Below are 22399 nucleotides of genomic sequence, written 5' to 3'. Positions count from 1 at the left end.
GGTGGCCCCGGAGACGCTCGGTCCCCGGAACCACCCGCACGCGTTGCTCAGACGGCCTCGACCACCGGCAGCGGTGCTGCCTCGTCGGAGCCCGCCTTCTGGGAGCCGCCGCGCAGCGGCACCTCCTTGACGAACACCGACGCCACCACGACCGCCACGGCGATCACGGCACCGAGCAGGAACGCCGAGTGCGTGCCGGCCGACACCGCGTGCTGGTACGCCTCGCGCACCGCGGCCGGCAGCTTCGCCAGGCTCGCCGCGTCCAGCGAGGCCGACTGCTCGGTGACCTTCGAGCCCAGCCCCCCGGCCCGTGCGGCCATCTCGTCCTGGACCCGGTTGTTGAAGATCGCGCCCATGATGGCGACACCGAAGGACGAGCCGAGCGTACGGAACAGGGTGGTCGACGAGGACGCGACACCCATGTCCTTCATCTCCACGCTGTTCTGCGCGACCAGCATGGTGATCTGCATCAGGCAGCCCATGCCGAGGCCGACGACGGCCATGTACACGCCGGAGACGAACCGCGTGGTGTCGGTGTCCATCGTGGACAGCAGGTACAGCCCGACGGTGAGGAGCACCCCGCCCACGAGGGGGAAGACCTTGTAGCGGCCGGTGCTGGTGGTGACCCGCCCGGCGACCATCGAGGTCACCAGCATCGCGCCGAGCATCGGAAGCAGCAGCAGACCTGAGTTGGTCGCGGACGCGCCCTGCACGGACTGCTGGTACAGCGGCAGGAAGAGCGTGGCGCCGAACATCACGAAGCCCACGATGAAGCCGATGATCGACATCAGGGTGAAGTTGCCGCTGCGGAAGATGTGCAGCGGGAGCACCGGCTCGGCGGCCTTGGTCTGCCAGAAGACGAACCCGATCAGCGCGGCGACGCCGATGGCGATCAGTTCCATGATCCGCGCGGACGTCCAGGCGTACTGGGAACCGCCCCAGGTGGTGACCAGCACGATCGAGGTGATGCCGAGGGTCAGCAGACCGGCGCCGAGGTAGTCGATGCGCGCCTTGCTCCGCTTCTTCGGCAGGTGCAGTACGGCAGTGACGGCGGCCAGCGCGACCACGCCGAGCGGCAGGTTGATGTAGAAGGCCCAGCGCCAGCCCCAGTTGTCGGTGATGGTGCCGCCGACCAGGGGGCCGCCGATCATCGCGAGCGCCATGACGCCGGCCATCATGCCCTGGTACTTGCCGCGCTCACGGGGCGGCACGAGGTCACCGATGATCGCCATGACGCCGACCATCAGACCACCGGCGCCGAGCCCCTGAATGGCCCGGAACCCGATCAGCTGGCCCATGTCCTGGGCCATCCCGCTGAGCGCGGAGCCGATCAGGAAGATGACTATGGAGGTCAGGAAGGCGCCCTTGCGCCCGTACATGTCGCCGAGCTTGCCCCAGAGCGGGGTGGCCGCGGCGGTGGCGAGGGTGTACGCGGTCACGACCCACGACAGATGCTCGAGGCCGCCCAGATCGCCCACGATCGTCGGCATCGCGGTGCCCACGATCATGTTGTCGAGCATCGCGAGCATCATCGCGACCATGAGCGCGAGCATTACGACCCGTACGCTCTTCGGCTCTTTCTCCGGTTGCCCGACCGCTTCGGGTGCCCCCGGTGTTTCCTGGCCGGTCTCGGCCGCCTGGGTGTCCGCCATCTCTCCCACTCCCCCTGGCGGCAGCTACTTACTTGCCGCCCGGCTAGTTCAGTACACTGGGAAGGTAGACCTGTCATTAGCCGGTCGTCAAGTAAGTTCTCGGAGCGGACGCCGGTATCCGGCAGGGCGAGTTTTCGCGGGAGTGCGAGGAGTAAGAGGATGGGCGTCACCATGGACGGCACCAAGCAGCAGCGCCGGGGCAACACCCGCCAGCGCATCCAGGACGTGGCGCTCGAACTCTTCGCCGAGCAGGGCTACGAGAAGACCTCCCTGCGGGAGATCGCCGAGCGCCTCGACGTGACCAAGGCAGCCCTGTACTACCACTTCAAGACCAAGGAAGAGATCCTGGTCAGCGTCTTCGAGGACCTGACACAGCCGATCCAGGACCTGATCGAGTGGGGCGAGGGGCAGCCGCACACCCTGGAGATCAAGCTGGAGATCGTACGGCGCTACAGCCGGGCGCTGGCCGAGGCCGGACCGCTGTTCCGCTTCATGCAGGAGAACCAGGCGACCGTACGGGAGCTGCGGATCGGCGACACCTTCAAGGACCGGATGCGCGGCCTGCGGAGCATCTTCGTCGACCCGGACGCGCCCCTGACCGACCAGGTCCGCTGCATCAGCGCGATGTTCACGCTGCACGCGGGCATGTTCGTCATGCAGGACCTGGAGGGCGACCCCGCCAAGAAGCAGGAAGCCGTTCTGGAGGTCGCCCTGGACCTGGTGACCCAGGCCCACCGGGGTTCCGGCCCGTCCGTCTAGGCGATCACGCCGGTCAGACGGTCACGCCCTTGGCACGGAGGAAGGCGACCGGGTTGACCGCGGAGCCGTAGTTCGGGGTCGTACGGATCTCGAAGTGCAGGTGCGGCCCGGTGGAGTTGCCGGTGCTGCCGGACAGCGCGATGGGCTGACCGGTCCTGACGATCTGCCCGACCTTGACGTTGATGCGGGACAGGTGGGCGTACTGCGAGTACTGGCCGCCGGCGTGCTTGATGACGACAGCGTTGCCGTACGCGGGACCGTCACCGGCGCCGTTGCCACCGGCCTTGACCACGGTGCCGCCGTGGGCGGCGACGACCTGGGTGCCGGTCGGCACCGCGAAGTCCTGGCCGCTGTGCTTGGCGGCCCACATGCCGCCGGCCTGGGCGAAGCTCGCGGAGAGGGTGTACTTCTGCACCGGGTCGATCCAGGCGGCGGCACTGGAGGTGGCGGCCGACGCGACCCCCGACCCCACCACGGCCGTGACTCCGACACCGGCTGCCATGACGGCGGCCCGCTTGCGGAGCGAGGACGTACGGGGGGTACGGAGAGCGGCGCGCAGGGACATCGGAACCTCGTGGAGTAGACAACGGGGACCCCCCTCCGGCGCCGGCTGACACTGACAGCCGCCGAACGGGGCATCTCTTGGTAACCCGAAAGCCGCGCACCGTTCAAACACGCCCATCTACGACATCACCTAGTACCCATGCGCAAAGTTGACCCTTTCTTGACAGAGCGCATCCGGCCAGGCAACCCGGACCCTGCTGCCCCGCCCGACCAAGGAGGATGGGGCAAAAAGTCCCCTTACGCCCGTCTGAGTCCCACTATCCGGGCTAGTAACGGGCATTTCGCCCGTGCGCTATGTCACCGGCGACCGAGACCCGAAGCCGCCGGGATGTGACCCACACCTCGCCCGACCTACCCGCAAGTAACCCCCCGGTTCCCTACGCGCCATATCCTCCACTCACCATGCCCCTGACACAGCCGTGGACGTGAGAGGACACCCGAACCGATGACCACAGTCACCTGGACCCGCCGCATGTCCGTCACCGCCGTCTTGGTGGCCGCGCTCGCCGGGATGGCCGCGCCGGCCCAGGCCGCGACGGAGAGCAACTCCACCACGGTCGACTACGCCACCTGGCAGGAGGACTGCCAGTCCGTGATGGACCAGGCCCTGCCCTACCTGAAGCAGCGCATCGCCGCCGCCAAGCCGGGCGAGCGGCAGGCGATCGTCTTCGACATCGACAACACCACCCTGGAGACCGACTTCGGCTTCAGCTTCCCCCAGCCGGCCAACAAGCCGGTCCTGAACGTCGCCAGGTACGCCCAGGAGCACGGCGTCTCCCTGTTCTTCGTCACGGCCCGCCCGGGCATCATCTACCTGCCGACCGAGTACAACCTCGAACACGACGGCTACGACGTCTCCGGCCTGTACGTCCGCGGCCTCTTCGACCTCTTCAAGGACGTCGCCGCCTACAAGACCGCCCAGCGCGTCGACATCGAGAACAACGGCTACACGATCATCGCGAACGTCGGCAACAGCGCCACGGACCTCTCGGGCGGCCACGCGGAGAAGACGTACAAGCTGCCGGACTACAACGGCCAGCTGTCGTAGTCCCGCGGCGCGCGGCAGCTGGCGTAGCCCCACCGCAGCCCACGCGGCAGCTGTCGTAGTCCCACGGCAGCCCGCGCGGCGGTACGCGAAAGGGGCCGGTGCTTCGAAAGCACCGGCCCCTTTCTTAGGCGAACCCCGAGGGGCTACGCCTCCTTGCTCAGGTTCGGGCCGGCTCCGCCGGCCGCCTGCTCGATCGGCGGGACGTCGGGGAGCGCCGACTTCTCCTCACCCCGGAAGGTGAAGGTCTTGGCCTCGCCCTCGCCCTCCGTGTCGACGACCACGATGTGACCGGGACGCAGCTCGCCGAAAAGGATCTTCTCGGAGAGGGTGTCCTCGATCTCGCGCTGGATCGTGCGACGCAGCGGACGCGCGCCCAGCACCGGGTCGTAGCCCTTCTTGGACAGCAGCTCCTTGGCGGACTGGGAGAGCTCGATGCCCATGTCCCGGTCCTTCAGGCGCTCGTCCACCTTGCCGACCATCAGGTCGACGATCCGCAGGATGTCCTCCTGCGTGAGCTGCGGGAAGACGACCACGTCGTCGACGCGGTTGAGGAACTCGGGACGGAAGTGCTGCTTGAGCTCGTCCGACACCTTGTTCTTCATGCGCTCGTAGTTGGACTTCGTGTCGCCCGTGGCCGCGAAGCCCAGGTTGAAGCCCTTGGAGATGTCCCGGGTACCGAGGTTGGTCGTCATGATGATGACCGTGTTCTTGAAGTCCACGACCCGGCCCTGGGAGTCGGTCAGGCGACCGTCCTCCAGGATCTGCAGCAGGCTGTTGAAGATGTCCGGGTGGGCCTTCTCGACCTCGTCGAAGAGGACGACGGAGAACGGCTTGCGGCGGACCTTCTCGGTCAGCTGGCCGCCCTCTTCGTAGCCCACGTAGCCGGGGGGCGAACCGAAGAGACGCGACACCGTGTGCTTCTCGCTGAACTCCGACATGTCGAGGGAGATCAGCGCGTCCTCGTCACCGAAGAGGAACTCGGCGAGGGCCTTGGACAGCTCGGTCTTACCGACACCGGACGGGCCGGCGAAGATGAACGAGCCACCGGGACGCTTCGGGTCCTTCAGACCGGCACGCGTACGGCGGATCGCCTTCGACAGCGCCTTGACGGCGTCGACCTGGCCGATGACCCGCTTGTGGAGCTCGTCCTCCATGCGCAGCAGACGCGAGGACTCCTCCTCGGTGAGCTTGAAGACCGGGATGCCCGTGGCCGTGGCCAGCACCTCGGCGATCAGCTCGCCGTCGACCTCGGCGACGACGTCCATGTCGCCGGCCTTCCACTCCTTCTCCCGCTTGGCCTTGGCGGCCAGGAGCTGCTTCTCCTTGTCGCGGAGGGAGGCGGCCTTCTCGAAGTCCTGCGAGTCGATCGCGGACTCCTTGTCCCGGCGGACGCCGGCGATCTTCTCGTCGAACTCGCGCAGGTCCGGCGGAGCGGTCATCCGGCGGATGCGCATCCGGGAACCGGCCTCGTCGATCAGGTCGATCGCCTTGTCCGGCAGGAAGCGGTCCGAGATGTAGCGGTCGGCCAGGGTGGCCGCCTGGACCAGCGCCTCGTCCGTGATGGAGACCCGGTGGTGGGCCTCGTACCGGTCACGCAGACCCTTGAGGATCTCGATCGTGTGCGGCAGGGACGGCTCGGCGACCTGGATGGGCTGGAAACGGCGCTCCAGGGCCGCGTCCTTCTCCAGGTGCTTGCGGTACTCGTCCAGGGTGGTGGCACCGATGGTCTGCAGCTCACCGCGGGCCAGCATCGGCTTCAGGATCGAAGCCGCGTCGATGGCGCCCTCGGCGGCACCCGCACCGACCAGCGTGTGCAGCTCGTCGATGAACAGGATGATGTCACCGCGGGTGCGGATCTCCTTGAGCACCTTCTTCAGGCGCTCCTCGAAGTCACCGCGGTAGCGGGAGCCGGCGACCAGGGCGCCGAGGTCCAGGGTGTAGAGGTGCTTGTCCTTGAGGGTCTCGGGCACCTCGCCCTTGACGATGGCCTGGGCGAGGCCCTCGACGACGGCGGTCTTGCCGACGCCGGGCTCACCGATCAGGACCGGGTTGTTCTTGGTACGGCGGGACAGCACCTGCATGACCCGCTCGATCTCCTTCTCGCGCCCGATGACCGGGTCGAGCTTGGACTCACGAGCGGCCTGGGTGAGGTTCCGGCCGAACTGGTCAAGGACCAGGGACGTCGAGGGAGTGCCCTCGGCAGGGCCGCCGGCGGTGGCGGTCTCCTTGCCCTGGTAACCGGAGAGCAGCTGGATGACCTGCTGCCGCACCCGGTTGAGATCAGCGCCCAGCTTGACCAGGACCTGGGCGGCGACGCCCTCGCCCTCACGGATCAGGCCGAGCAGGATGTGCTCCGTGCCGATGTAGTTGTGGCCCAGCTGAAGGGCCTCGCGGAGCGACAGCTCCAGGACCTTCTTGGCACGGGGGGTGAAGGGGATGTGCCCGGACGGGGCCTGCTGCCCCTGCCCGATGATCTCCTCCACCTGCTGGCGGACCGCCTCGAGCGAAATCCCGAGGCTCTCAAGGGCCTTGGCGGCGACACCCTCACCCTCGTGGATCAGGCCCAGGAGGATGTGCTCGGTGCCGATGTAGTTGTGGTTGAGCATCCGGGCTTCTTCCTGAGCCAGGACGACAACCCGCCGCGCGCGGTCGGTGAACCTCTCGAACATCGTTAATCGCTCCTCAGAGCGGTCAGGCAGTGGGGGGAACTTCCCCTCTCTGTCCTTCCGCAGCTTAGTCCCGCAAGCGGGGACCGCTCATTCCAACTGCCGACACCGTCGATGGCCTCCTGACCCCGAACGCCGACATCTGCTCCAACCCGATGGTGCGAGACGATGTTCCCGCAGGCCAGGCAGTTACCCCTTCCGTCAGTACGCCGATGGCGAACGTGAGACGGCCTCGCCTGCGTGTCGCCCCCTCCCACTAGGGATGTCTTACCCGTCCGGACTGACAGTCCATGCCGTATGCCCCCGGTCCCTCCGCTATGGGCGAACAACCTTGCGTCCCTCCGGACCTCCACAGGCCCTCTTTTCCGGCACGCTACGCATTCGCACGCACACCCAGCGTAACTCTGGCGGGCTTGCGACGGTTTCACTTGGCATGGCTGGCACAGTCCCTCTGGCCGCTTCAACGGTCCCTCACCCCCGTCGTCCACTCGGTCGCGGTGTCGATTCCGCCGTCGCGTCCGATTCCGGTTGCGTCCTCGCACCGGGTCCCGGTCGCGCTGTCGGGCCGGACGGGCGGGCGGCCCGGCTCCGGCACTGGTACGAGAACGATCTGGGCTGGACGACAGTGCCCGAGACGCCCGGAGAACCGCTGCGGCTGGTCACAGGCGTGCGTTTCGACGTGCTGGACGTACCGGCCCCGGCGGGCGCGAAGGCGCTCAGGCATCTGGGGTCGGGCTCTCCGGTGGCGCTCCGGGGCGACCGGATGCGGCTGCTGGTGGCCGCGGGCAGCGCGGAGGAGCTGCCGGGGCTGCTGGACTGGCTGGAGTGGGGCGCGCTGGCACTGGACCTGCGGGCGCTGGGCGCGCACGGCCGGATGGACGCTCCGGTGCGACCCGAGCCGGTCCCCACCGGGACCCGATCGCTTTCCGAAGCCGTCGAGGGCCCCGTCGAGCCGGTGGAACCCCGGGCAGCCGTGCAGGGGGCCGCCGTCTGGTTGCGGCCCCCCGAGTCGGGATGCGAGCTCGAGGACTCGCTGCCGAGACTGTCGACGCTGTCGACGGGGTCGGCCATGGGGGGCGTTGGGGGCGCCCCCGATCTCGTACGGCTGGTGGACACGGTGGCCACCGAGTGCCACCGGATCCGGTTGTGGCGTGTGGGCCGCCGGTCGGAGGACAGTCAGCTGTTGGCGTCCTCGTAGGCCTGGCGAATCGTCGCCGGAACACGGCCGCGGTCGTTGACCTCGTAGCCGTTCTCCTTTGCCCACGCGCGAATCTGCGCGGTGTCCTGGCTGCCGCCGGCAGCCGCACGGGCCTTTCCACGTCCGCCCGAAGCACGGCCACCGGTACGACGACCGCCCTTGACATAGGCGTCGAGAAGGCCGCGCAGCTTGTCCGCATTGGCGGTCGTGAGATCGATCTCGTACGTCTTGCCGTCCAGCGCGAACGTCACGGTCTCGTCCGCCTCGCCGCCGTCGAGGTCGTCGACAAGAAGGACCTGAACCTTCTGTGCCACCGGATTTCCTTTCATCGATAACTTGAGGGCCGGGGGTCTGCGGCGTCCGCCGTTTCGCCGCCCCTTGTTATATGCAGTACTGCAGTACGTCGGAAAGCAAACCGCTTTTGCGTGAAAAACACAAACCCCTGGGAGAGACCGAGGGGCCCGCTCCCGTCCGGAAACATGCGCGTTTCGGACATAGGGCACCTGGGCAAGGCGGGATGCCCGGAATAGCGGTCCGATCTCCTGCCAACTCCGCCCCGATGCCTCTTGTCCGCCGCGATCCCTCTCGGCGATCACAGATGCAGAAGCATCCGGCTGTTGCCCAAGGTGTTCGGTTTCACTCGTTCGAGTCCGAGGAACTCCGCGACACCCTCGTCATAGGAACGCAACAGCTCCGCGTAGACATCGGTGTCCACGGGCGTCTCGCCGATCTCCACGAAGCCGTGCTTGCCGAAGAACTCGACTTCGAAGGTCAGGCAGAAAACTCGGCGAACACCGAGCCAACGCGCGGTCTCCAGCAACTTCTCCAGCAACTGATGGCCGACGCCAGCGCCCTTGAGGCCCGGCTTCACCGCGAGAGTGCGCACTTCGGCGAGGTCTTCCCACATCACGTGCAGTGCGCCGCAGCCGACCACCTCGGCGTTGTCGTCGCGTTCCGCGACCCAGAACTCCTGGATGTCCTCGTAAAGCATCACCGTGGCCTTGTCGAGGAGGATGCGGTCACGGACGTACGCGTCAAGGAGCCGACGCACCGCCGGGACATCGCCGGTCCTGGCCCGCCGGACGGTGATGGCTTTTGCGGTGACTTCGGGGCGCATCGCTGACATGAGCGGACGCTATCGCCCGCCGCGGTCCGCCATGGAGCCGGGGTTCTCCTCTTGCGGGGCTTCCCGGCCTTCGCGTTCTTCCTGCTGTTCCGGCCTATCCGGACCCTGCACGATCCGCACGGCGTCCCGCAGAGCCTGACGCTGTTCGTCGCTCATCATCCCGAAGAAGGCGACGAGAGCCGCGGCCGGGTTGTCGCTCTGGGACCACGCGTCGTTCATGAGGGCAGCGGCGTAGGCGGCCCGGGTGGAGACGGCCTCATATCGATAGGCACGCCCTTCGGCCTCCCGCCGCACCCAGCCCTTCTGATGGAGATTGTCCAAAACGGTCATCACGGTGGTGTACGCGATGGACCGTTCCTGCTGGAGGTCTTCCAGGACTTCCCGAACGGTCACCGGGCGGTTCCACTTCCACACCCGCGTCATGACCGCGTCTTCGAGTTCTCCCAATGGGCGAGGCACAACTCAGAACAATAGTGGGAGATCCCGCCAATGGCGTGCCGGACGTGCACTTTCGTTGACAAAGGCGAACAAAAAGGGCGCAGGACTCGGAAGGCAGGCTGTCGCCGTGCGGCACGTCGTACGCCCGGGGGTGCGGTCCGCGATCAGGCGTCGCCGCTCGGGGCGGAGGCCTGCGGGGCGCTCTCTCCGCGCGCGGCGCGCGCGAGGGCGGCGTCCACGGCGGCGTCCTCCTTGGCCTTGGCGGCGCCGCCCTGGGTCTTCACGATCACCCGGACCAGACCGATGAAGAAAACGGCCATGACGACCGGGGGCAGGAGCGCGGAGACATAGTCCATGCGTCCAGAGTAGCCACGGGAGACCGGGCGAAAGGGGCGGGGTGGGCGAAGCGTCGCGCAATGCGCGCGAGCTGCCGTTTTCCCGGGCGGCTCGGCCCGGTGCCGCCGAGCAGCAGACCGGGCTGCCGGGCGGCCCGCTGGCGGGCCGCCCGGTCTGCCGTTCGGTCTGCTGCTCGGTCTGCCGTTTCGGCCTGCTGCTCGGCCGGCTGTTCGGGTCTGCCTCTTGGCGTGCCGTCGTCCGGTCGGATGCTCTGCCGGCCGCTGGGTCGGACGCTCTGCCGGCCGCCCGGCGGCCCGCTCAGCCGGCGGCGAGCCGCTGTTGTGAGCCGGCGGGCGGCGGGGTGGGCCGACGCCGGGGGAAGACCTCGCCCGGGGTCGGAATGGGCCGCTTCGGCGCTACGGGCTCGGGGGCCGCGGGCTGCGGGGCGGGCCGCTCGGCGGGCTTCTCCTTCGGCTTCCTCTCCGGCTCCTTGGCCGCACCGCCCGGCAGGGCCGTCAGACGGACCCTGGACGCCGGAACAGCCGGTGCGGGCACCTTGCGGGCACCCTGTGCGAGCCGGGCCCGCACATCACGCTCCGCGAGCTCCTGGCAACGGTGGAGCAGCGTGGCGGCTCCGGGGTTCCCGCGCAGTGCCCGCAGCGCGGCGAGGTCGTCCGGGGTGGGTCGGTGTCCGGCACCCAGCGCCTCCTCCAGGAGGGCGAGATAACCGGCGACGGTCCCCGGCAGGGCCGCGCGGTAGCGGACGAGATCGGCCACCAGGAAGGCACGCAGCCGGGCCCCCTCACGCATCGCCTCGTCGAACGACTCGGCGAGCCGATGACAGTCCTTGATGTCCTCGGCGGAGGCGGGACCAGGGTGAAGGGCAAGGGCGAGAGCACGGCGGAGCACACGCAGCTCCTCCGCACCGAACGCCATGCCGCCGCGGGATCCGTATGGCGTGGGCATGGACCGAAGATACGCGTAAATCAGACAAACTCGACATAGGGGGCAGGGTGTGGCGCGACGGGGCCACCCACCTGGCCGCCGCCCGTCGCGCGCACCCCCGGCCCCCGTCGCCTCACATCCGCGACACGTTCCGCTCGTACACCAGCCGCAGCCCGACCAGCGTCAGCCACGGCTCGTGCTCGTCGATCACCGAGGACTCCCCCAGCACCATCGGCGCCAGCCCGCCCGTCGCGATCACCGTCACGTCGTCCGGATCGTCCGCCAGCTCCCGTGCCATCCGGCCGACCACTCCGTCGACCTGTCCGGCGAAGCCGTACACGATGCCCGACTGCATGGCTTCCACCGTGTTCTTGCCGATCACGCTCCGGGGCCGCGCCACCTCGATCTTCCGCAGCTGCGCGCCCTTGACGCCCAGCGCTTCCACGGAGATCTCGATACCGGGGGCGATCACACCGCCGACGTACTCCCCGCGCGCGGACACCGCGTCGAAGGTCGTGGCCGTACCGAAGTCGACGACGATCGCCGGCCCGCCGAACAGCTCGACGGCGGCGACCGCGTTGATGATCCGGTCCGCGCCGACCTCCTTGGGGTTGTCGGTCAGGACCGGCACCCCGGTCTTCACACCGGGCTCCACCAGAATGGCCGGCACATCGCCGTAGTACCGCCGCGTGACCTCGCGCAGTTCGTGCAGCACGGACGGCACGGTCGCGCAGATCGCGATCCCGTCGATGCCCTCGCCGAGTTCGTCACCGAGCAGCGGGTGCATGCCCATCAGCCCCTGGAGGAGCACCGCCAACTCGTCGGCGGTACGGCGCGCGTCCGTGGAGATGCGCCAGTGCTCGACGATGTCCTCGCCGTCGAAGAGCCCGAGGACGGTGTGCGTGTTGCCGACGTCGATCGTGAGGAGCATGGGATCACTCCGCCTCGCGCAGATCCAGGCCGATGTCCAGGATCGGCGAGGAGTGGGTGAGGGCGCCGACGGCCAGGAAGTCCACGCCGGTGTCGGCGTACGCCCGCGCGTTGTCCAGGGTGAGCCGCCCGGACGCCTCCAGGAGTGCGCGCCCGTGCACGATCGCCACGGCCTCCTCGCACTCCCCCGGCGTGAAGTTGTCCAGCAGGATCAGGTCGGCGCCCGCGTCGACGGCCTCGCGCAACTGGTGCAGGGTGTCGACCTCGACCTCGATCGCCAGGTCCGGGAAGGCCTCGCGGACCGCTTTGAAGGCCTGCTCGACGCCGCCGGCGGCGACCACGTGGTTGTCCTTGACCAGGGCCGCGTCGGAGAGCGACATCCGGTGGTTGACGCCACCGCCGCAGCGCACCGCGAACTTCTCCAGGGAGCGCAGCCCCGGAGTGGTCTTCCGGGTGTCCCGCACGCGCGTGGTGGTGCCCTCCAGCGCGTCCGCCCACGCGCGCGTGGCGGTCGCGATGCCGGAGAGGCGGTTCAGGATGTTGAGCGCGCTGCGCTCGGCGGTGAGCAGGTCGCGGGTGCGGGTGGTGATCGACAGCAGCGGCTGTCCGGCCTCGACCCGGTCGCCGTCCTCGACGTGCCGCTCGACCTCGAACTCGTCCGTGCAGACCACGGAGACCACGGCCTCGGCGACCCGCAGCCCCGCGACGACGCCCGCCTCGCGCGCGACGAAGTCGGCGGTCGCCACGGCCTCCTCGGGGATCGTCGCGACGGTCGTCACGTCCACGCCGTTGTCCAGGTCCTCCTGGATGGCCACGTTGGCGATGTCCTCGACCTCCACGGGGTCGAGTCCGGCGGCGGCGAGGAGTTCGGCGAGCGCGGGGTCGAGCCCGCACTCCAGGTACTCCTCGTCGCCCTCGGCGCCACAGGCACAGCCGTCGCCGCAGCCTCCGCCGTCGGCGAGGGGAAGGTCGTTGGTGCTCACGTCTGTCACTGCTCCTGGGGTGGCTGGTGCGGCCGGGTCGGGGGGAAGTCTGCGGTGTCGGTGGTGCTCACGGCCAGCGTGCGGTCCGGATTCAGCCGTACGACGATGTGGCGGCGCCACGCGGTGTCGTCGCGGTCGGCGTGGTCCTCGCGCCAGTGGCAGCCGCGGGTCTCCTGGCGGCGCCGGGCCGCCTCGACGAGCACCCGCGCGACGCACAGGAGGTTGGTGGCCTCCCAGGTGTCGACACCGGGCTCGGCGGTCTTGCCGTTCTCGGCGAGCGCGTCACGGGCCTCGGTGTGCAGGCGCTGGAGCTGCTCGGCGGCCCTGGCCAGGGACTCCTCGGAGCGCAGCACACCGGCGCCCTCGGTCATGATCCGCTGGATCGCGAACCGCGCCTCGGGGGCCTGCAGCGGGTGCGCGGGCTTGTCGGGGTGCGGGACCGGGACGGGCACACGCGCGTGGAGGCGGTTCTCCGCGTGCCGCGCGGTGATGTCCGCGGCGATGCGCTCGGCGTAGACCAGGCCCTCCAGGAGGGAATTGGAGGCCAGCCGGTTCGCGCCGTGCACGCCGGTGCACGCGACCTCGCCGCACGCGTACAGCCCGCGCACGGTCGTGCGCCCGCGCGCGTCGGTGCGCACGCCCCCGGAGGCGTAGTGCGCGGCCGGTGCTATCGGGATGGGCTCGGTGACCGGGTCGATGCCGTGCGCCCGGCAGGCGCCCAGGATCGTCGGGAAGCGGTGTTCCCACATGTCGGCGCCGAAGTGGCGGGCGTCCAGGAACATGTGCTCGGCGTCCTGCTCCTGCATGCGCCGCATGATGCCCTTGGCGACGATGTCCCGGGGCGCGAGCTCGGCCAGCTCGTGCTGGCCGACCATGAAGCGCACGCCGTCCGCGTCGACCAGGTGCGCGCCCTCCCCGCGCACCGCCTCGGAGACCAGCGGCTGCTGGCCCTCCGCGTCGGCGCCGAGGAACAGCACGGTCGGGTGGAACTGGACGAATTCGAGGTCGGAGACCTCCGCGCCGGCGCGCAGCGCGAGCGCCACGCCGTCGCCGGTGGACACCGACGGGTTGGTGGTCGCGGAGAAGACCTGACCCATGCCGCCGGTGGCGAGGACGACCGCGGGGGCGTGCACGGCGCCCACGCCGTCGTGCTGGCCCTCGCCCATCACGTGCAGGGTCACACCCGCTGTGCGCCCCTCGGCGTCGGTCAGCAGGTCGAGCACCAGCGCGTTCTCGATCATCCGCACGCCCCGCGCGCGAGCCGCTTCCACCAGCGCGCGCGAGACCTCCGCGCCGGTCGCGTCCCCGCCCGCGTGCACGATCCGACGCCGGTGGTGGCCGCCCTCGCGCGTGAGCTCGATGTCGCCGTCCGCGTCGGTGTCGAAGTGGGCCCCGGTCGAGATCAGCCGCCGTACCGCGTCGGGGCCCTCGGTGACGAGGATCCGTACGGCGCCCTCGTCGCACATGCCCGCGCCCGCGACCAGGGTGTCGTCCAGGTGCTGTTCGGGGGTGTCGCCCTCGCCCAGCGCCGCCGCGATGCCGCCCTGGGCCCAGCGGGTGGAGCCGTCGTCGAGGAGCGCCTTGGTGACGACGACCGTGGTCAGTCCGGCGGCCTCGCAGCGCAGGGCGGCGGTCAGGCCGGCGACGCCGGACCCGACCACCACCACGTCCGCGTCGATGGACCACCCGGGGGCGGGTGCGTGCAGTCGTATGCCTGTGCTGGTCACGAGGCGGCTCCGGGAGCGGCGAAGGTGAGCGGGATGTTGTCGATCAGCCGGGTCGTCCCGACCCGGGCGGCGACGGCGAGGACAGCCTCTCCGGTGAAGTCGTCGTCGATCTCGGTGAAGTCGGAGGGGTCGACCAGGGCGAGGTAGTCCAGTGCGAGCGGCGGGTCGTAGTGGACGGCCTCGTCCAGGACCGTCCGCGCGGCCGCGCGGACGGCAGCGGCGGCGTTCGGCACGGCCTTGGCGACGGCATGCGCGTCGGCGGCCGCGCGGGACTCCCCTATGGCGCTGAGCGCCTCGGCGCGCGCCCGCGTGGACGGCACCTCTCGCGCCCGCGCCCGCAACGCCTCCTGCGCCGCGTGCCGGTCGCGTCCGGCGAACAGCGCGCGCGACAGCGTGAGCGCCGTGCGGCGCTCGTCGGCCGACAGATAGCGGTTGCGGCTGGAGAGCGCGAGCCCGTCGGCCTCGCGCACCGTCGGCACGCCGACGATCTCGATGCCGAAGTTCAGGTCCCGCACCATGCGCCGGATGACGGCCAGCTGCTGGGCGTCCTTCTGCCCGAACAGGGCCGCGTCGGGGCGGGTGAGGTGCAGCAGCTTGGCGACGATGGTGAGGACGCCGTCGAAGTGCCCGGGCCGCGAGGCGCCCTCCAGAAGCGTGCCCATCGGCCCCGCGGTGACCCGCGCCTGGGGCTGGCCGCCCGGGTAGACCTCCTCGGCCGACGGGGCGAACACGGCGTCCGCGCCCGCCTGTTCGGCGATCTTCAGGTCGGCGTCCAGAGTGCGCGGGTAGCGGTCGAGGTCCTCACCTGCCCCGAACTGCAGCGGGTTGACGAAGACGGTGACGACGACCTCGCCGTCCGGGCCGGCGATCTCGCGCGCGCTCCGGATCAGCGTGGCGTGGCCCTCGTGCAGGGCGCCCATGGTCATCACGACGGCACGGCGGCCGTGCCGCACGCGCGCGTGCAGCTCGTCGGCGGTGCGCAGCAGGGCGGTGCTCATCGGGTGTTCCCCTCGGTGCCGTGGGTGCCGTTCGTGCCGCCGGCGAGGACGCCGAGGAGGTCCTCGGCGAGTTCCGGCTTCAGCAGACCCTGGGCGAGCGCCCGGTCGGCCGTGGCGCGGGCCATCGCCAGATAGCCGTCGACGGCCTGCGGTGCGTGCCGGCGCAGCTCCGTGACGTGCGCGGCGACGGTGCCCGCGTCCCCGCGCGCGACCGGCCCGGTCAGCGCCGCGTCGCCGGAGCGCAGGGCGTTGTCCAAGGCGGCGCCGAGCAGCGGGCCGAGCATCCGGTCGGGGGCCTCGACACCGGCCGTGCGGAGCAGTTCCATGGACTGGGCGACCAGGGTGACCAGGTGGTTGGCGCCGAGGGCGAGGGCCGCGTGGTAGAGCGGGCGGTTCTCCTCGGAGATCCACTCCGGCTCGCCGCCCATCTCGATGACGAGTGCCTCGGCGGCCAGCCGCAGCTCCTCGGGCGCGGTCACCCCGAACGAGCAGCCCGCGAGCCGCTGGACGTCCACCGGTGTCCCGGTGAACGTCATGGCCGGGTGCAGGGCCAGCGGCAGCGCGCCCGCACGCAGGGCCGGGTCCAGGACCTTGGCGCCGTATCGCCCGGAGGTGTGCACGAGCAGCTGGCCCGGCCGTACGGCGCCGGTCTCGGCGAGGCCGGCGACCAGGCCGGGCAGGGCGTCGTCGGGGACGGTCAGGAGCACCAGGTCGGCACGCTGGAGGACCTCGGCGGGGGGTACCAGCGGGATGTCGGGCAGCATCGCCTCGGCGCGCCGCCGGGAGGCGTCGGAGACACCGGAGACGGCCACCGGGCGGTGCCCGGCGAGCTGCAGGGACGCGGCGAGCGCGGGGCCCACCCGACCGGCGCCGACGACGCCGACGGTGAGCCGCGCGGGGCGGTCACTGGGGTCTGGCTGTTGGACTGTACTCACGCGACGGTGGCCTTCCCGTTCCAGTCCGCTCTGGGTACCGGACGATTTCTCGTCATGTTAACGCTATCGGGTTCGGCCCAAGTTGGCTGTCCACAGGCTGTGGGTGACCGGTCACATCGCCCCGGGCGTCCCTGCGGACCGCCTCCGGGGCGGAAAATGCGAGGCCGGCCGGTGCCGCGTGACGGCATCATCCAGGGCATGAGCGATACGGCGACCACCCAGGACGACCAACCGAACGAACCCGGATCGGCGGAACAGCGGATGCGGGAGCGGCGCACCGCCGCCTACCGGAAGGCCGAACGCGTCCTCGCGCGCGTGGGCGGCCGCGCCTCGCTGCGCGAACGGCTCGCGCGGCTCCAGGAAGCGGCACCCGAGGTGTACGACCTGGACGAACCCGGGGACGTCTACGGCAACGGAGTCGTCGAGGCCCTGGAGGCGCGCGTCGCCGCCCTGCTGGGCACCGAGGCCGCCGCGTTCTTCCCGACCGGCACGATGGCCCAGCAGGTGGCTCTGCGCTGCTGGGCGGCCCGCACCGGCAACCCCACGGTCGCCCTGCACGCCCTCGCCCACCCCGAGGTCCACGAACGCGACGCCTTCCGCGAGGTCGCCGGCCTGCGCCCGGTGCGCGTCACCGCTGAGCCCCGGCTGCCCACGGCCCAGGAGATACGCGACTTCGAGGAGCCCTTCGGGGCACTGATGCTGGAGCTTCCCCTCAGGGACGCCGGTTACGTGCTGCCTTCCTGGGAGGAGCTCACGGAGGTCGTGGAGGCGGCGCGGGAGCGCGACGCGGTGGTGCACTTCGACGGCGCGCGCCTGTGGGAGTCGACCGTCCACTTCGGGCGCCCCCTGCAGGAGATCGCGGACTTGGCGGACAGCGTCTACGTGTCGTTCTACAAGTCCCTCGAAGGATTCGGCGGCGCCGCGCTGGCCGGCCCGAAGTCTCTGGTCGAGGAGGCGAAGACCTGGCGGCACCGGTACGGCGGGACGGTCTTCCAGCAGTTCCCGACCGCGCTCGCGGCCCTGGCCGGCCTGGAGCGCGAGCTGCCCCGCCTGCCGGACTTCGTACGGCACGCGCGCGTGGTGGCCGCGGCGCTGCGCGAGGGCTTCGCCCAGGCGGGCCTTCCCTGGGCGCGCGTCTTCCCCGAGGAACCGCACACCCACCAGTTCCAGGTCTGGCTGCCGTACGACGGCGAGGTGCTGCTGGAGGCGGCGGTGCGCCAGGCGGAGGAGACCGGCACCTACCTGTTCAACGGCCCCTGGGAGGCCAAGGGACCGGGGCTGGCCACGACCGAGGTGACCGTGACGGCGGCGGGCCTTGAGTGGACGGCGGCGGATGTGCGGGCGGCGGTCGCGGACTTCGTGGCACGGTTGCCCTAGAGGCCCCGTTCCGGAACGCCCGTTCAGAGGTGCGGGGACGTGCGCGAGCAACCACGCACGACCCGCACTCGCCGTCGCAAGGCACCTGGCACCCCGTGGGCGACCGGCGCACGCCCTCACCACGCGCGCGGGCGCACCCACCGCACCAGAGCCCCCCGGATCCGCCCCCGCGCCGGCCGACCCGCGACGACGGCGCGGAAACGTCGGTACTCATGTGCCTCGCGCGCCACGCGCATGTCGTGCGCGCCGGGCGCGGGCGGCGCGGGCTCCCCGTGCTGCTGAGCGCGGTAGGTGTCGAGGAAGTACTGCTGGACGATGCTCATGGCTCCCCAGCCTGCGCGCCCGCCGTGCCGCCGTCGCGTCGATTGACGGCGCCCGTCAATCGAAGGAGGCGTTGTCGGTGGCGGGGTGCACGATGGGGACATGAGCGTGCGTATCGACATAACGGGGCTGCGGCCGGAGAGGGTCGCCGTCGTGCCCTCGCCCCTGGCCGAGCTCGGCATGGCGCTGCACGCGCTGTCCGAACCGGGGCACCATCCCGGCCTCCAGGGCTGGGTGACCGGCGTGACCGCCCGGATGGAGCCGCATCTGGCCGACCGGATGTGCGAGGCGGACTTTCTGTGGCGGTCGACGTTCTCGGACCTGTTCCTGCCGTACGCGGCCGTTCCCGGCGCCGTCCCGGGCGGCACGCTGACCGAGGAGCTCGGCCAGCTGGACAAGCTGACGGACGACCAGTTCGTGGACGCGGCTCTGGAGTTCACGTGCGTGCTCTCCTACGACACGCGGGCGCCGGCCCTCCTGTCGGATCCGGTGGGGCGCCGCAGGGCGCTGGAGGTGGCCGCCTCACGCGGTCCGCAGCAGGTCCGGTTCGCGCAGCGGCTGCTCGACGATCCGCCGAGTGTGCGCGCGTGGCTTCGCCGGTTCCTGGAGGACTGCGCCGAGGCGTTCTTCGACGAGGCCTGGTCGCGGCTGCGCCACCAGCTGGCGGCGGACGCCCGGCACAAGACGGAGCTGCTGCGCCGCAAGGGGCTGGCCGAGGCGCTCGCGGCGGTCTCGCCGGTCGTGACACTCGACGAGGCGGGCGCACGGATCACCGTGGACAAGCTGACCGACGGCCACGCCGTGGCCGAGGCCGACGGCCTGCTGCTGGTGCCCACCAGCCTCGGCTGGCCGCACCTGATGGTCCTGCACCGCCATGGCTGGCAGCCGGTGCTGCACTATCCGGTCGGCTCGCCGGAGCTCGCCGCACCGGCGTCGGTGGAGGCTCTCACGCTGCGGATGGCGGCGCTGTCCCATCCCGTCCGGATGCGGCTGTGCCGGTACCTGGCGCGCAGCGCGTACACCACCAGCGAGCTGGCGCAGGTGCACGGCCTGTCGGCACCCGAGGTGTCCCGGCACCTGGGCGTGCTCAAGAAGGCGGGCCTCGTCACGACGCGCCGCCGCGGCCGGTACGTACTGCACCAGCTGGACGTCACGGTCGTCGCCCGCCTCGGCAGCGACTTCCTGGAAGGGATACTCCGCTAGGGCGCGCGGGCCGTGCGTCGGCCACGCGCGCGTGGGTCAGCCGTGCCCGCCGCCCGCGCGGACCAGGCCGGTCTCGTAGGCCAGGACGACCACCTGCACTCGGTCGCGCAGCCCGAGCTTGGTCAGGATGCGGCCCACGTGGGTCTTCACGGTCGCCTCGGAGAGCACCAGCCGGCTCGCGATCTCGCCGTTCGACAGGCCCTGCGCGACCAGCACCATGACCTCGCGCTCACGGTCGGTGAGCCGGTTCAGCTCCTGGTGCTGGGACTCCTTGCCGGCGGAGGGAAGCATCGGCGCGAAGCGGTCGAGCAGGCGCCGGGTGGTGGAGGGAGCGACGACGGCGTCGCCGCTGTGCACGGAGCGGATGGCGGCCAGCAGTTCACCCGGCGGCACGTCCTTGAGCATGAAGCCGGAGGCGCCCGCCTTCAGCCCCGAGAAGGCGTACTCGTCGAGGTCGAAGGTGGTCAGGATGAGCACCTTGGGCGGGTCGGGCTCCGAGCAGATGCGGCGGGTGGTCTCCACCCCGTCCAGCTTGGGCATGCGCACGTCCATCAGCACGACGTCCACGTCGGCGGACTTCAGCACCTGGAGGGCCTCGACGCCGTCGCCCGCCTCCGCGACGACCTCCATGTCCGGCTGCGCCGCGAGCACCATCCGGAACCCGGTGCGTAGCAGCACCTGGTCGTCGACGAGCATCACGCGGATCGTCATCGGGTCCTCTTCCGTTTCCGTTCATCGGCTTGTTGCGGGGGTGCCCCGGGGGGCGTGACAGGTGTCAACCGGGGGCGTGCGTCCGTGTCAATGCGCCGGTTTGAGGGGCAGCAGAGCACTGATGCGGAATCCTCCGCCAGGACGGGGGCCGGCGTCGAGGGTGCCGCCGACCATGCCGACCCGCTCGCGCATGCCGATCAGACCGTGCCCCTGCCCGTCCGCGCCGCCCTCCTCGTACATCTCGTGCGGGGCGCCCTTGCCGTCGTCCTCGACCAGCAGGCCGAGTCCGTCGTCGAAGTAGACCAGCCGCACGCTGGCGCCCGTGTTGGGGCCGCCGTGCTTGCGGGTGTTGGTGAGCGCCTCCTGCACGATCCGGTACGCCGTCAGCTCGACGCCGCTGGGCAGCGGGCGCGGGGTGCCCTCGACCTTGAAGTCGACGGGCAGGCCGGAGCTGCGGCACTGCTCGATGAGCTCGTCGATCTGCCCGACGTCGGGCTGCGGAACGTACTCGCCGACCTCCTTGTGCTCGCCGGTGCGCAGCACGCCGAGCAGGCGGCGCATCTCGGCGAGGGCCTGGCGGCCGGTGGAGGAGATCGTCTCCAGGGCCTTCTTGGCCTGGTCGGGGGCCGCGTCGAGGACGTAGGCGGCACCGTCGGCCTGGACCACCATCACCGACACGTTGTGCGCGACCACGTCGTGCAGCTCGCGCGCGATCCGGGCGCGCTCGGCAGCGACCGCGACCTTGGCCTGCGCCTCGCGCTCCTTCTCCAGCCGGGCGGCGCGCTCCTCCAGCTGTGCGAAGTAGGCGCGGCGGGTCCGCATGGAGTCGCCGAGCACCCAGGCGAGCACGAACGGCACCGTCTGGAACACCACGATCGCCAGGTGCCCCAGCAGACTCGTCCTCTCCTGCGGCCACCGGATCTGCGCCAGCGGCGCCGCGCACAGCCCCGCGTAGAGGGCGAACCGGGACGCCCAGTGCTCGCCGACCGCGGCGACCGTGCAGACGATCACCAGCATGGCGAAGTTGGCGACCGTCGTCTCGACGTTCAGGATCAGCTGGGCCAGGCCGGTCGCGGCGGCCAGCACCAGCATCGGCTCCGGGAAACGGCGGCGCAGTGCGACCACCACGGCCATGACGACGGACACGGCCAGCATGGCGGCGGTCGAACCGTGGTGCCCGGGCGCCCCGCTGAGGTTCACGACGCTCACGCAGGAAACCCCGAGCAGGACGACGGCCCAGAAGCTGTCGACCCATGTCGGGTTCCTGCGGAGGAAGTCATAGAGGCGCTGCACGTAACCCAGAGTAGGGAAGCGTGATAGGTGCAGGGGTCAACCGGAGGGCCGATCCCTGTTCCGCACACGTACTCCGCAAGGTGGAGAAGGTGATCACCTGTACGCCTAGTCTGGCCCGGTGACGGATGAGGCGACGCGAGAGACGGCCGACGACGCCCGTGGCTGGCGTGCGGCCACCGAGGCGGCCCTGTACGGCCCCGGCGGCTTCTACCGCCGCCCGGAGGGACCGGCCGGGCACTTCCGTACGTCGGTCCACGCCTCGCGGCTGTTCGCCGAGGCCGTGGCCGAACTGCTGTGCCGGGTCGACGAGGCACTGGGGCGCCCCGAGACGCTGGACTTCGTCGACATGGGCGCCGGCCGCGGCGAGCTGGTCACCGGCGTGCTCGCCGCGCTGCCCGCCGACGTGGCGGCACGCACGCGTGCCTGCGCCGTCGAGGTCGCCGCCCGCCCGCCCGGCCTGCCCGACCGCATCACCTGGCTGACCGAGCTGCCGCGCACGGTCACCGGCCTGCTCTTCGCCAACGAATGGCTCGACAACGTCCCGGTCGACGTCGCCGAGGTGGACTCGGCAGGTGTACCCCGGCTGGTGCGCGTCCGGCGCGACGGCACCGAACTGCTCGGCGAGCGGGTTTCGGGCGTGGACGCGGAGTGGCTCGCGCGGTGGTGGCCGCTGGGCGCCGAGCCGGGGCTGCGCGCGGAGATCGGACTGCCCCGGGACCGGGCGTGGGCGGACGCCGTCACCTGTGTGCGGGAGGGGCTCGCGGTGGCCGTGGACTACGCGCACACCGTGGACACACGCCCTCTGTTCGGCACGCTCACCGGCTTCCGCGAGGGGCGCGCGACAGCGCCCGTCCCGGACGGGTCGTGCGACATCACGGCGCACGTCGCGCTGGACGCGTGCACGGCGCTCGACACGGCGTACGGCCTCCCCGAAGCACTCTTCTGCACACAACGCGTCGCTCTGCGCGCCCTTGGCCTCATCGGCGCACGCCCCTCGCTCACGCTCGCCTCCACGCACCCCGCCACCTACGTACGCGCCCTCGCGAGCGCCGGCGAGGCCGCCGAACTCACGGCCCCCGGCGGCCTCGGCGACTTCGGCTGGCTGCTGCAACCGGTCGGCATCGAGAACCCGCTGCTCTGACTCACGCCCGGCGCGCACGCCGTACAACCCCGCGCCTCACGCCGAACG

General features: G+C 70.9%; 22 protein-coding genes. 6 read left to right on the top strand and 16 right to left on the bottom strand.

Annotation, left to right across the window (positions count from 1 at the left end; all coding sequences use genetic code 11):
* Positions 1–47: 47 nt before the first annotated feature.
* A complete protein-coding gene (locus tag AB0D59_RS39830; protein WP_362576010.1) occupies positions 48–1652 on the bottom strand; it encodes an MDR family MFS transporter in 1605 nt (534 codons plus the stop codon).
* A gap of 159 nt (positions 1653–1811) precedes the next feature.
* Between AB0D59_RS39830 and AB0D59_RS39825 the strand changes: the two genes are divergently transcribed.
* Positions 1812–2411 (top strand): TetR/AcrR family transcriptional regulator, encoded by a 600-nt coding sequence (locus AB0D59_RS39825; RefSeq protein ID WP_362576008.1) that lies wholly within the window; start codon positions 1812–1814, stop codon positions 2409–2411.
* A 13-nt stretch (positions 2412–2424) separates the two neighbouring features.
* Here the strand turns inward: AB0D59_RS39825 and AB0D59_RS39820 are convergent, their stop codons facing one another.
* A complete protein-coding gene (locus AB0D59_RS39820; protein ID WP_362576006.1) occupies positions 2425–2976 on the bottom strand; it encodes a M23 family metallopeptidase in 552 nt (183 codons plus the stop codon).
* A gap of 444 nt (positions 2977–3420) precedes the next feature.
* On the opposite strand from AB0D59_RS39820, the gene AB0D59_RS39815 reads away from it, so the two are divergent.
* Positions 3421–4023 (top strand): HAD family acid phosphatase, encoded by a 603-nt coding sequence (locus AB0D59_RS39815; RefSeq protein ID WP_362576004.1) that lies wholly within the window; start codon positions 3421–3423, stop codon positions 4021–4023.
* Positions 4024–4166: 143 nt separating this feature from the next.
* Here the strand turns inward: AB0D59_RS39815 and AB0D59_RS39810 are convergent, their stop codons facing one another.
* Positions 4167–6692, bottom strand: coding sequence for an ATP-dependent Clp protease ATP-binding subunit (locus AB0D59_RS39810; RefSeq protein WP_362576002.1), 2526 nt, complete (start codon positions 6690–6692; stop codon positions 4167–4169).
* A gap of 430 nt (positions 6693–7122) precedes the next feature.
* Here AB0D59_RS39810 and AB0D59_RS39805 point away from each other — a divergent pair, with 430 nt between their 5' ends.
* Positions 7123–7887 carry an SCO3374 family protein gene (locus AB0D59_RS39805; protein ID WP_362576000.1) on the top strand — a complete coding sequence of 255 codons (765 nt, stop codon included), beginning with the start codon at positions 7123–7125 and terminating at the stop codon, positions 7885–7887.
* On the opposite strand, the gene AB0D59_RS39800 is transcribed toward AB0D59_RS39805, so the two are convergent.
* From AB0D59_RS39800 to AB0D59_RS39755, 10 genes are all read right to left on the bottom strand, one after another.
* Complete coding sequence (locus AB0D59_RS39800) at positions 7866–8201, bottom strand: Lsr2 family protein (RefSeq protein ID WP_351748637.1); 336 nt, start codon at positions 8199–8201, stop codon at positions 7866–7868. The genes AB0D59_RS39805 and AB0D59_RS39800 overlap by 22 nt on opposite strands.
* A 278-nt stretch (positions 8202–8479) precedes the next feature.
* A complete protein-coding gene (locus tag AB0D59_RS39795) occupies positions 8480–9013 on the bottom strand; it encodes an amino-acid N-acetyltransferase (protein ID WP_351712168.1) in 534 nt (177 codons plus the stop codon).
* A 9-nt stretch (positions 9014–9022) separates the two neighbouring features.
* Positions 9023–9460: a BlaI/MecI/CopY family transcriptional regulator gene (locus tag AB0D59_RS39790; RefSeq protein ID WP_362575998.1), complete on the bottom strand. Its 438-nt coding sequence runs from the start codon at positions 9458–9460 to the stop codon at positions 9023–9025.
* A gap of 155 nt (positions 9461–9615) precedes the next feature.
* Positions 9616–9807, bottom strand: a complete 192-nt coding sequence (locus AB0D59_RS39785) for a hypothetical protein (RefSeq protein ID WP_362575996.1) — start codon at positions 9805–9807, stop codon at positions 9616–9618.
* 298 nt (positions 9808–10105) lie between these two features.
* Complete coding sequence (locus AB0D59_RS39780; RefSeq protein WP_362576056.1) at positions 10106–10723, bottom strand: hypothetical protein; 618 nt, start codon at positions 10721–10723, stop codon at positions 10106–10108.
* Between the two features lie 142 nt (positions 10724–10865).
* Positions 10866–11663: a type III pantothenate kinase gene (locus tag AB0D59_RS39775; RefSeq protein ID WP_362575994.1), complete on the bottom strand. Its 798-nt coding sequence runs from the start codon at positions 11661–11663 to the stop codon at positions 10866–10868.
* Between the two features lie 4 nt (positions 11664–11667).
* Entirely contained in the window at positions 11668–12645 is a 978-nt protein-coding gene (gene nadC, locus AB0D59_RS39770; protein WP_362575992.1) for a carboxylating nicotinate-nucleotide diphosphorylase, read from the bottom strand.
* 5 nt (positions 12646–12650) lie between these two features.
* Positions 12651–14372, bottom strand: coding sequence for an L-aspartate oxidase (locus tag AB0D59_RS39765; protein ID WP_362575990.1), 1722 nt, complete (start codon positions 14370–14372; stop codon positions 12651–12653).
* The gene (panC, locus tag AB0D59_RS39760; protein WP_362575989.1) at positions 14369–15370 is read right to left on the bottom strand and encodes a pantoate--beta-alanine ligase; all 1002 of its coding nucleotides are present in this window, start codon (positions 15368–15370) and stop codon (positions 14369–14371) included. The genes AB0D59_RS39765 and panC overlap by 4 nt, the downstream gene beginning before the upstream one ends.
* Complete coding sequence (locus AB0D59_RS39755; RefSeq protein ID WP_351748853.1) at positions 15367–16305, bottom strand: DUF2520 domain-containing protein; 939 nt, start codon at positions 16303–16305, stop codon at positions 15367–15369. The genes panC and AB0D59_RS39755 overlap by 4 nt, the downstream gene beginning before the upstream one ends.
* 198 nt (positions 16306–16503) lie before the next feature.
* Between AB0D59_RS39755 and AB0D59_RS39750 the strand changes: the two genes are divergently transcribed.
* Positions 16504–17682, top strand: a complete 1179-nt coding sequence (locus AB0D59_RS39750; protein ID WP_362575987.1) for a beta-eliminating lyase-related protein — start codon at positions 16504–16506, stop codon at positions 17680–17682.
* 116 nt (positions 17683–17798) lie between these two features.
* Here AB0D59_RS39750 and AB0D59_RS39745 read toward each other — a convergent pair whose 3' ends face one another.
* Positions 17799–18005, bottom strand: coding sequence for a hypothetical protein (locus AB0D59_RS39745; RefSeq protein ID WP_362575985.1), 207 nt, complete (start codon positions 18003–18005; stop codon positions 17799–17801).
* Positions 18006–18105: 100 nt separating this feature from the next.
* Between AB0D59_RS39745 and AB0D59_RS39740 the strand changes: the two genes are divergently transcribed.
* Positions 18106–19206 (top strand): DUF5937 family protein, encoded by a 1101-nt coding sequence (locus AB0D59_RS39740; RefSeq protein ID WP_362575984.1) that lies wholly within the window; start codon positions 18106–18108, stop codon positions 19204–19206.
* Between the two features lie 36 nt (positions 19207–19242).
* Here AB0D59_RS39740 and AB0D59_RS39735 read toward each other — a convergent pair whose 3' ends face one another.
* Together AB0D59_RS39735 and AB0D59_RS39730 are read right to left on the bottom strand one after the other, a co-directional pair.
* Complete coding sequence (locus tag AB0D59_RS39735) at positions 19243–19917, bottom strand: response regulator transcription factor (RefSeq protein WP_362575982.1); 675 nt, start codon at positions 19915–19917, stop codon at positions 19243–19245.
* Positions 19918–20004: 87 nt separating this feature from the next.
* On the bottom strand, positions 20005–21210 hold the full coding sequence (locus AB0D59_RS39730) for a sensor histidine kinase (protein ID WP_362575980.1): 1206 nt from the start codon (positions 21208–21210) through the stop codon (positions 20005–20007).
* 118 nt (positions 21211–21328) lie between these two features.
* On the opposite strand from AB0D59_RS39730, the gene AB0D59_RS39725 reads away from it, so the two are divergent.
* Positions 21329–22351 (top strand): SAM-dependent methyltransferase, encoded by a 1023-nt coding sequence (locus tag AB0D59_RS39725; protein WP_362575978.1) that lies wholly within the window; start codon positions 21329–21331, stop codon positions 22349–22351.
* The last annotated feature ends 48 nt before the right edge of the window (positions 22352–22399 follow it).

Origin of the sequence: Streptomyces sp. NPDC048417, assembly GCF_040651615.1 — a bacterium.
Classification (GTDB): Bacteria; Actinomycetota; Actinomycetes; order Streptomycetales; family Streptomycetaceae; genus Streptomyces.
The sequence above is the reverse complement of the archived record's forward strand: the minus strand, read 5'-3'. Positions and strand labels throughout refer to the sequence as shown.

Coding starts and splice junctions, on each gene's coding strand:
- AB0D59_RS39735 (WP_362575982.1), bottom strand. CDS start 19,917: ATGACGATCCGCGTGATGCTCGTCGACGACCAGGTGCTGCTACGCACC.
- AB0D59_RS39805 (WP_362576000.1), top strand. CDS start 7,123: ATGGCTGGCACAGTCCCTCTGGCCGCTTCAACGGTCCCTCACCCCCGT.
- AB0D59_RS39795 (WP_351712168.1), bottom strand. CDS start 9,013: ATGTCAGCGATGCGCCCCGAAGTCACCGCAAAAGCCATCACCGTCCGG.
- AB0D59_RS39740 (WP_362575984.1), top strand. CDS start 18,106: ATGAGCGTGCGTATCGACATAACGGGGCTGCGGCCGGAGAGGGTCGCC.
- AB0D59_RS39780 (WP_362576056.1), bottom strand. CDS start 10,723: ATGGCGTTCGGTGCGGAGGAGCTGCGTGTGCTCCGCCGTGCTCTCGCC.
- AB0D59_RS39815 (WP_362576004.1), top strand. CDS start 3,421: ATGACCACAGTCACCTGGACCCGCCGCATGTCCGTCACCGCCGTCTTG.
- AB0D59_RS39750 (WP_362575987.1), top strand. CDS start 16,504: ATGAGCGATACGGCGACCACCCAGGACGACCAACCGAACGAACCCGGA.
- panC (WP_362575989.1), bottom strand. CDS start 15,370: ATGAGCACCGCCCTGCTGCGCACCGCCGACGAGCTGCACGCGCGCGTG.
- AB0D59_RS39775 (WP_362575994.1), bottom strand. CDS start 11,663: ATGCTCCTCACGATCGACGTCGGCAACACGCACACCGTCCTCGGGCTC.
- AB0D59_RS39745 (WP_362575985.1), bottom strand. CDS start 18,005: ATGAGCATCGTCCAGCAGTACTTCCTCGACACCTACCGCGCTCAGCAG.
- AB0D59_RS39825 (WP_362576008.1), top strand. CDS start 1,812: ATGGGCGTCACCATGGACGGCACCAAGCAGCAGCGCCGGGGCAACACC.
- AB0D59_RS39785 (WP_362575996.1), bottom strand. CDS start 9,807: ATGGACTATGTCTCCGCGCTCCTGCCCCCGGTCGTCATGGCCGTTTTC.
- AB0D59_RS39830 (WP_362576010.1), bottom strand. CDS start 1,652: ATGGCGGACACCCAGGCGGCCGAGACCGGCCAGGAAACACCGGGGGCA.
- AB0D59_RS39820 (WP_362576006.1), bottom strand. CDS start 2,976: ATGTCCCTGCGCGCCGCTCTCCGTACCCCCCGTACGTCCTCGCTCCGC.
- AB0D59_RS39810 (WP_362576002.1), bottom strand. CDS start 6,692: ATGTTCGAGAGGTTCACCGACCGCGCGCGGCGGGTTGTCGTCCTGGCT.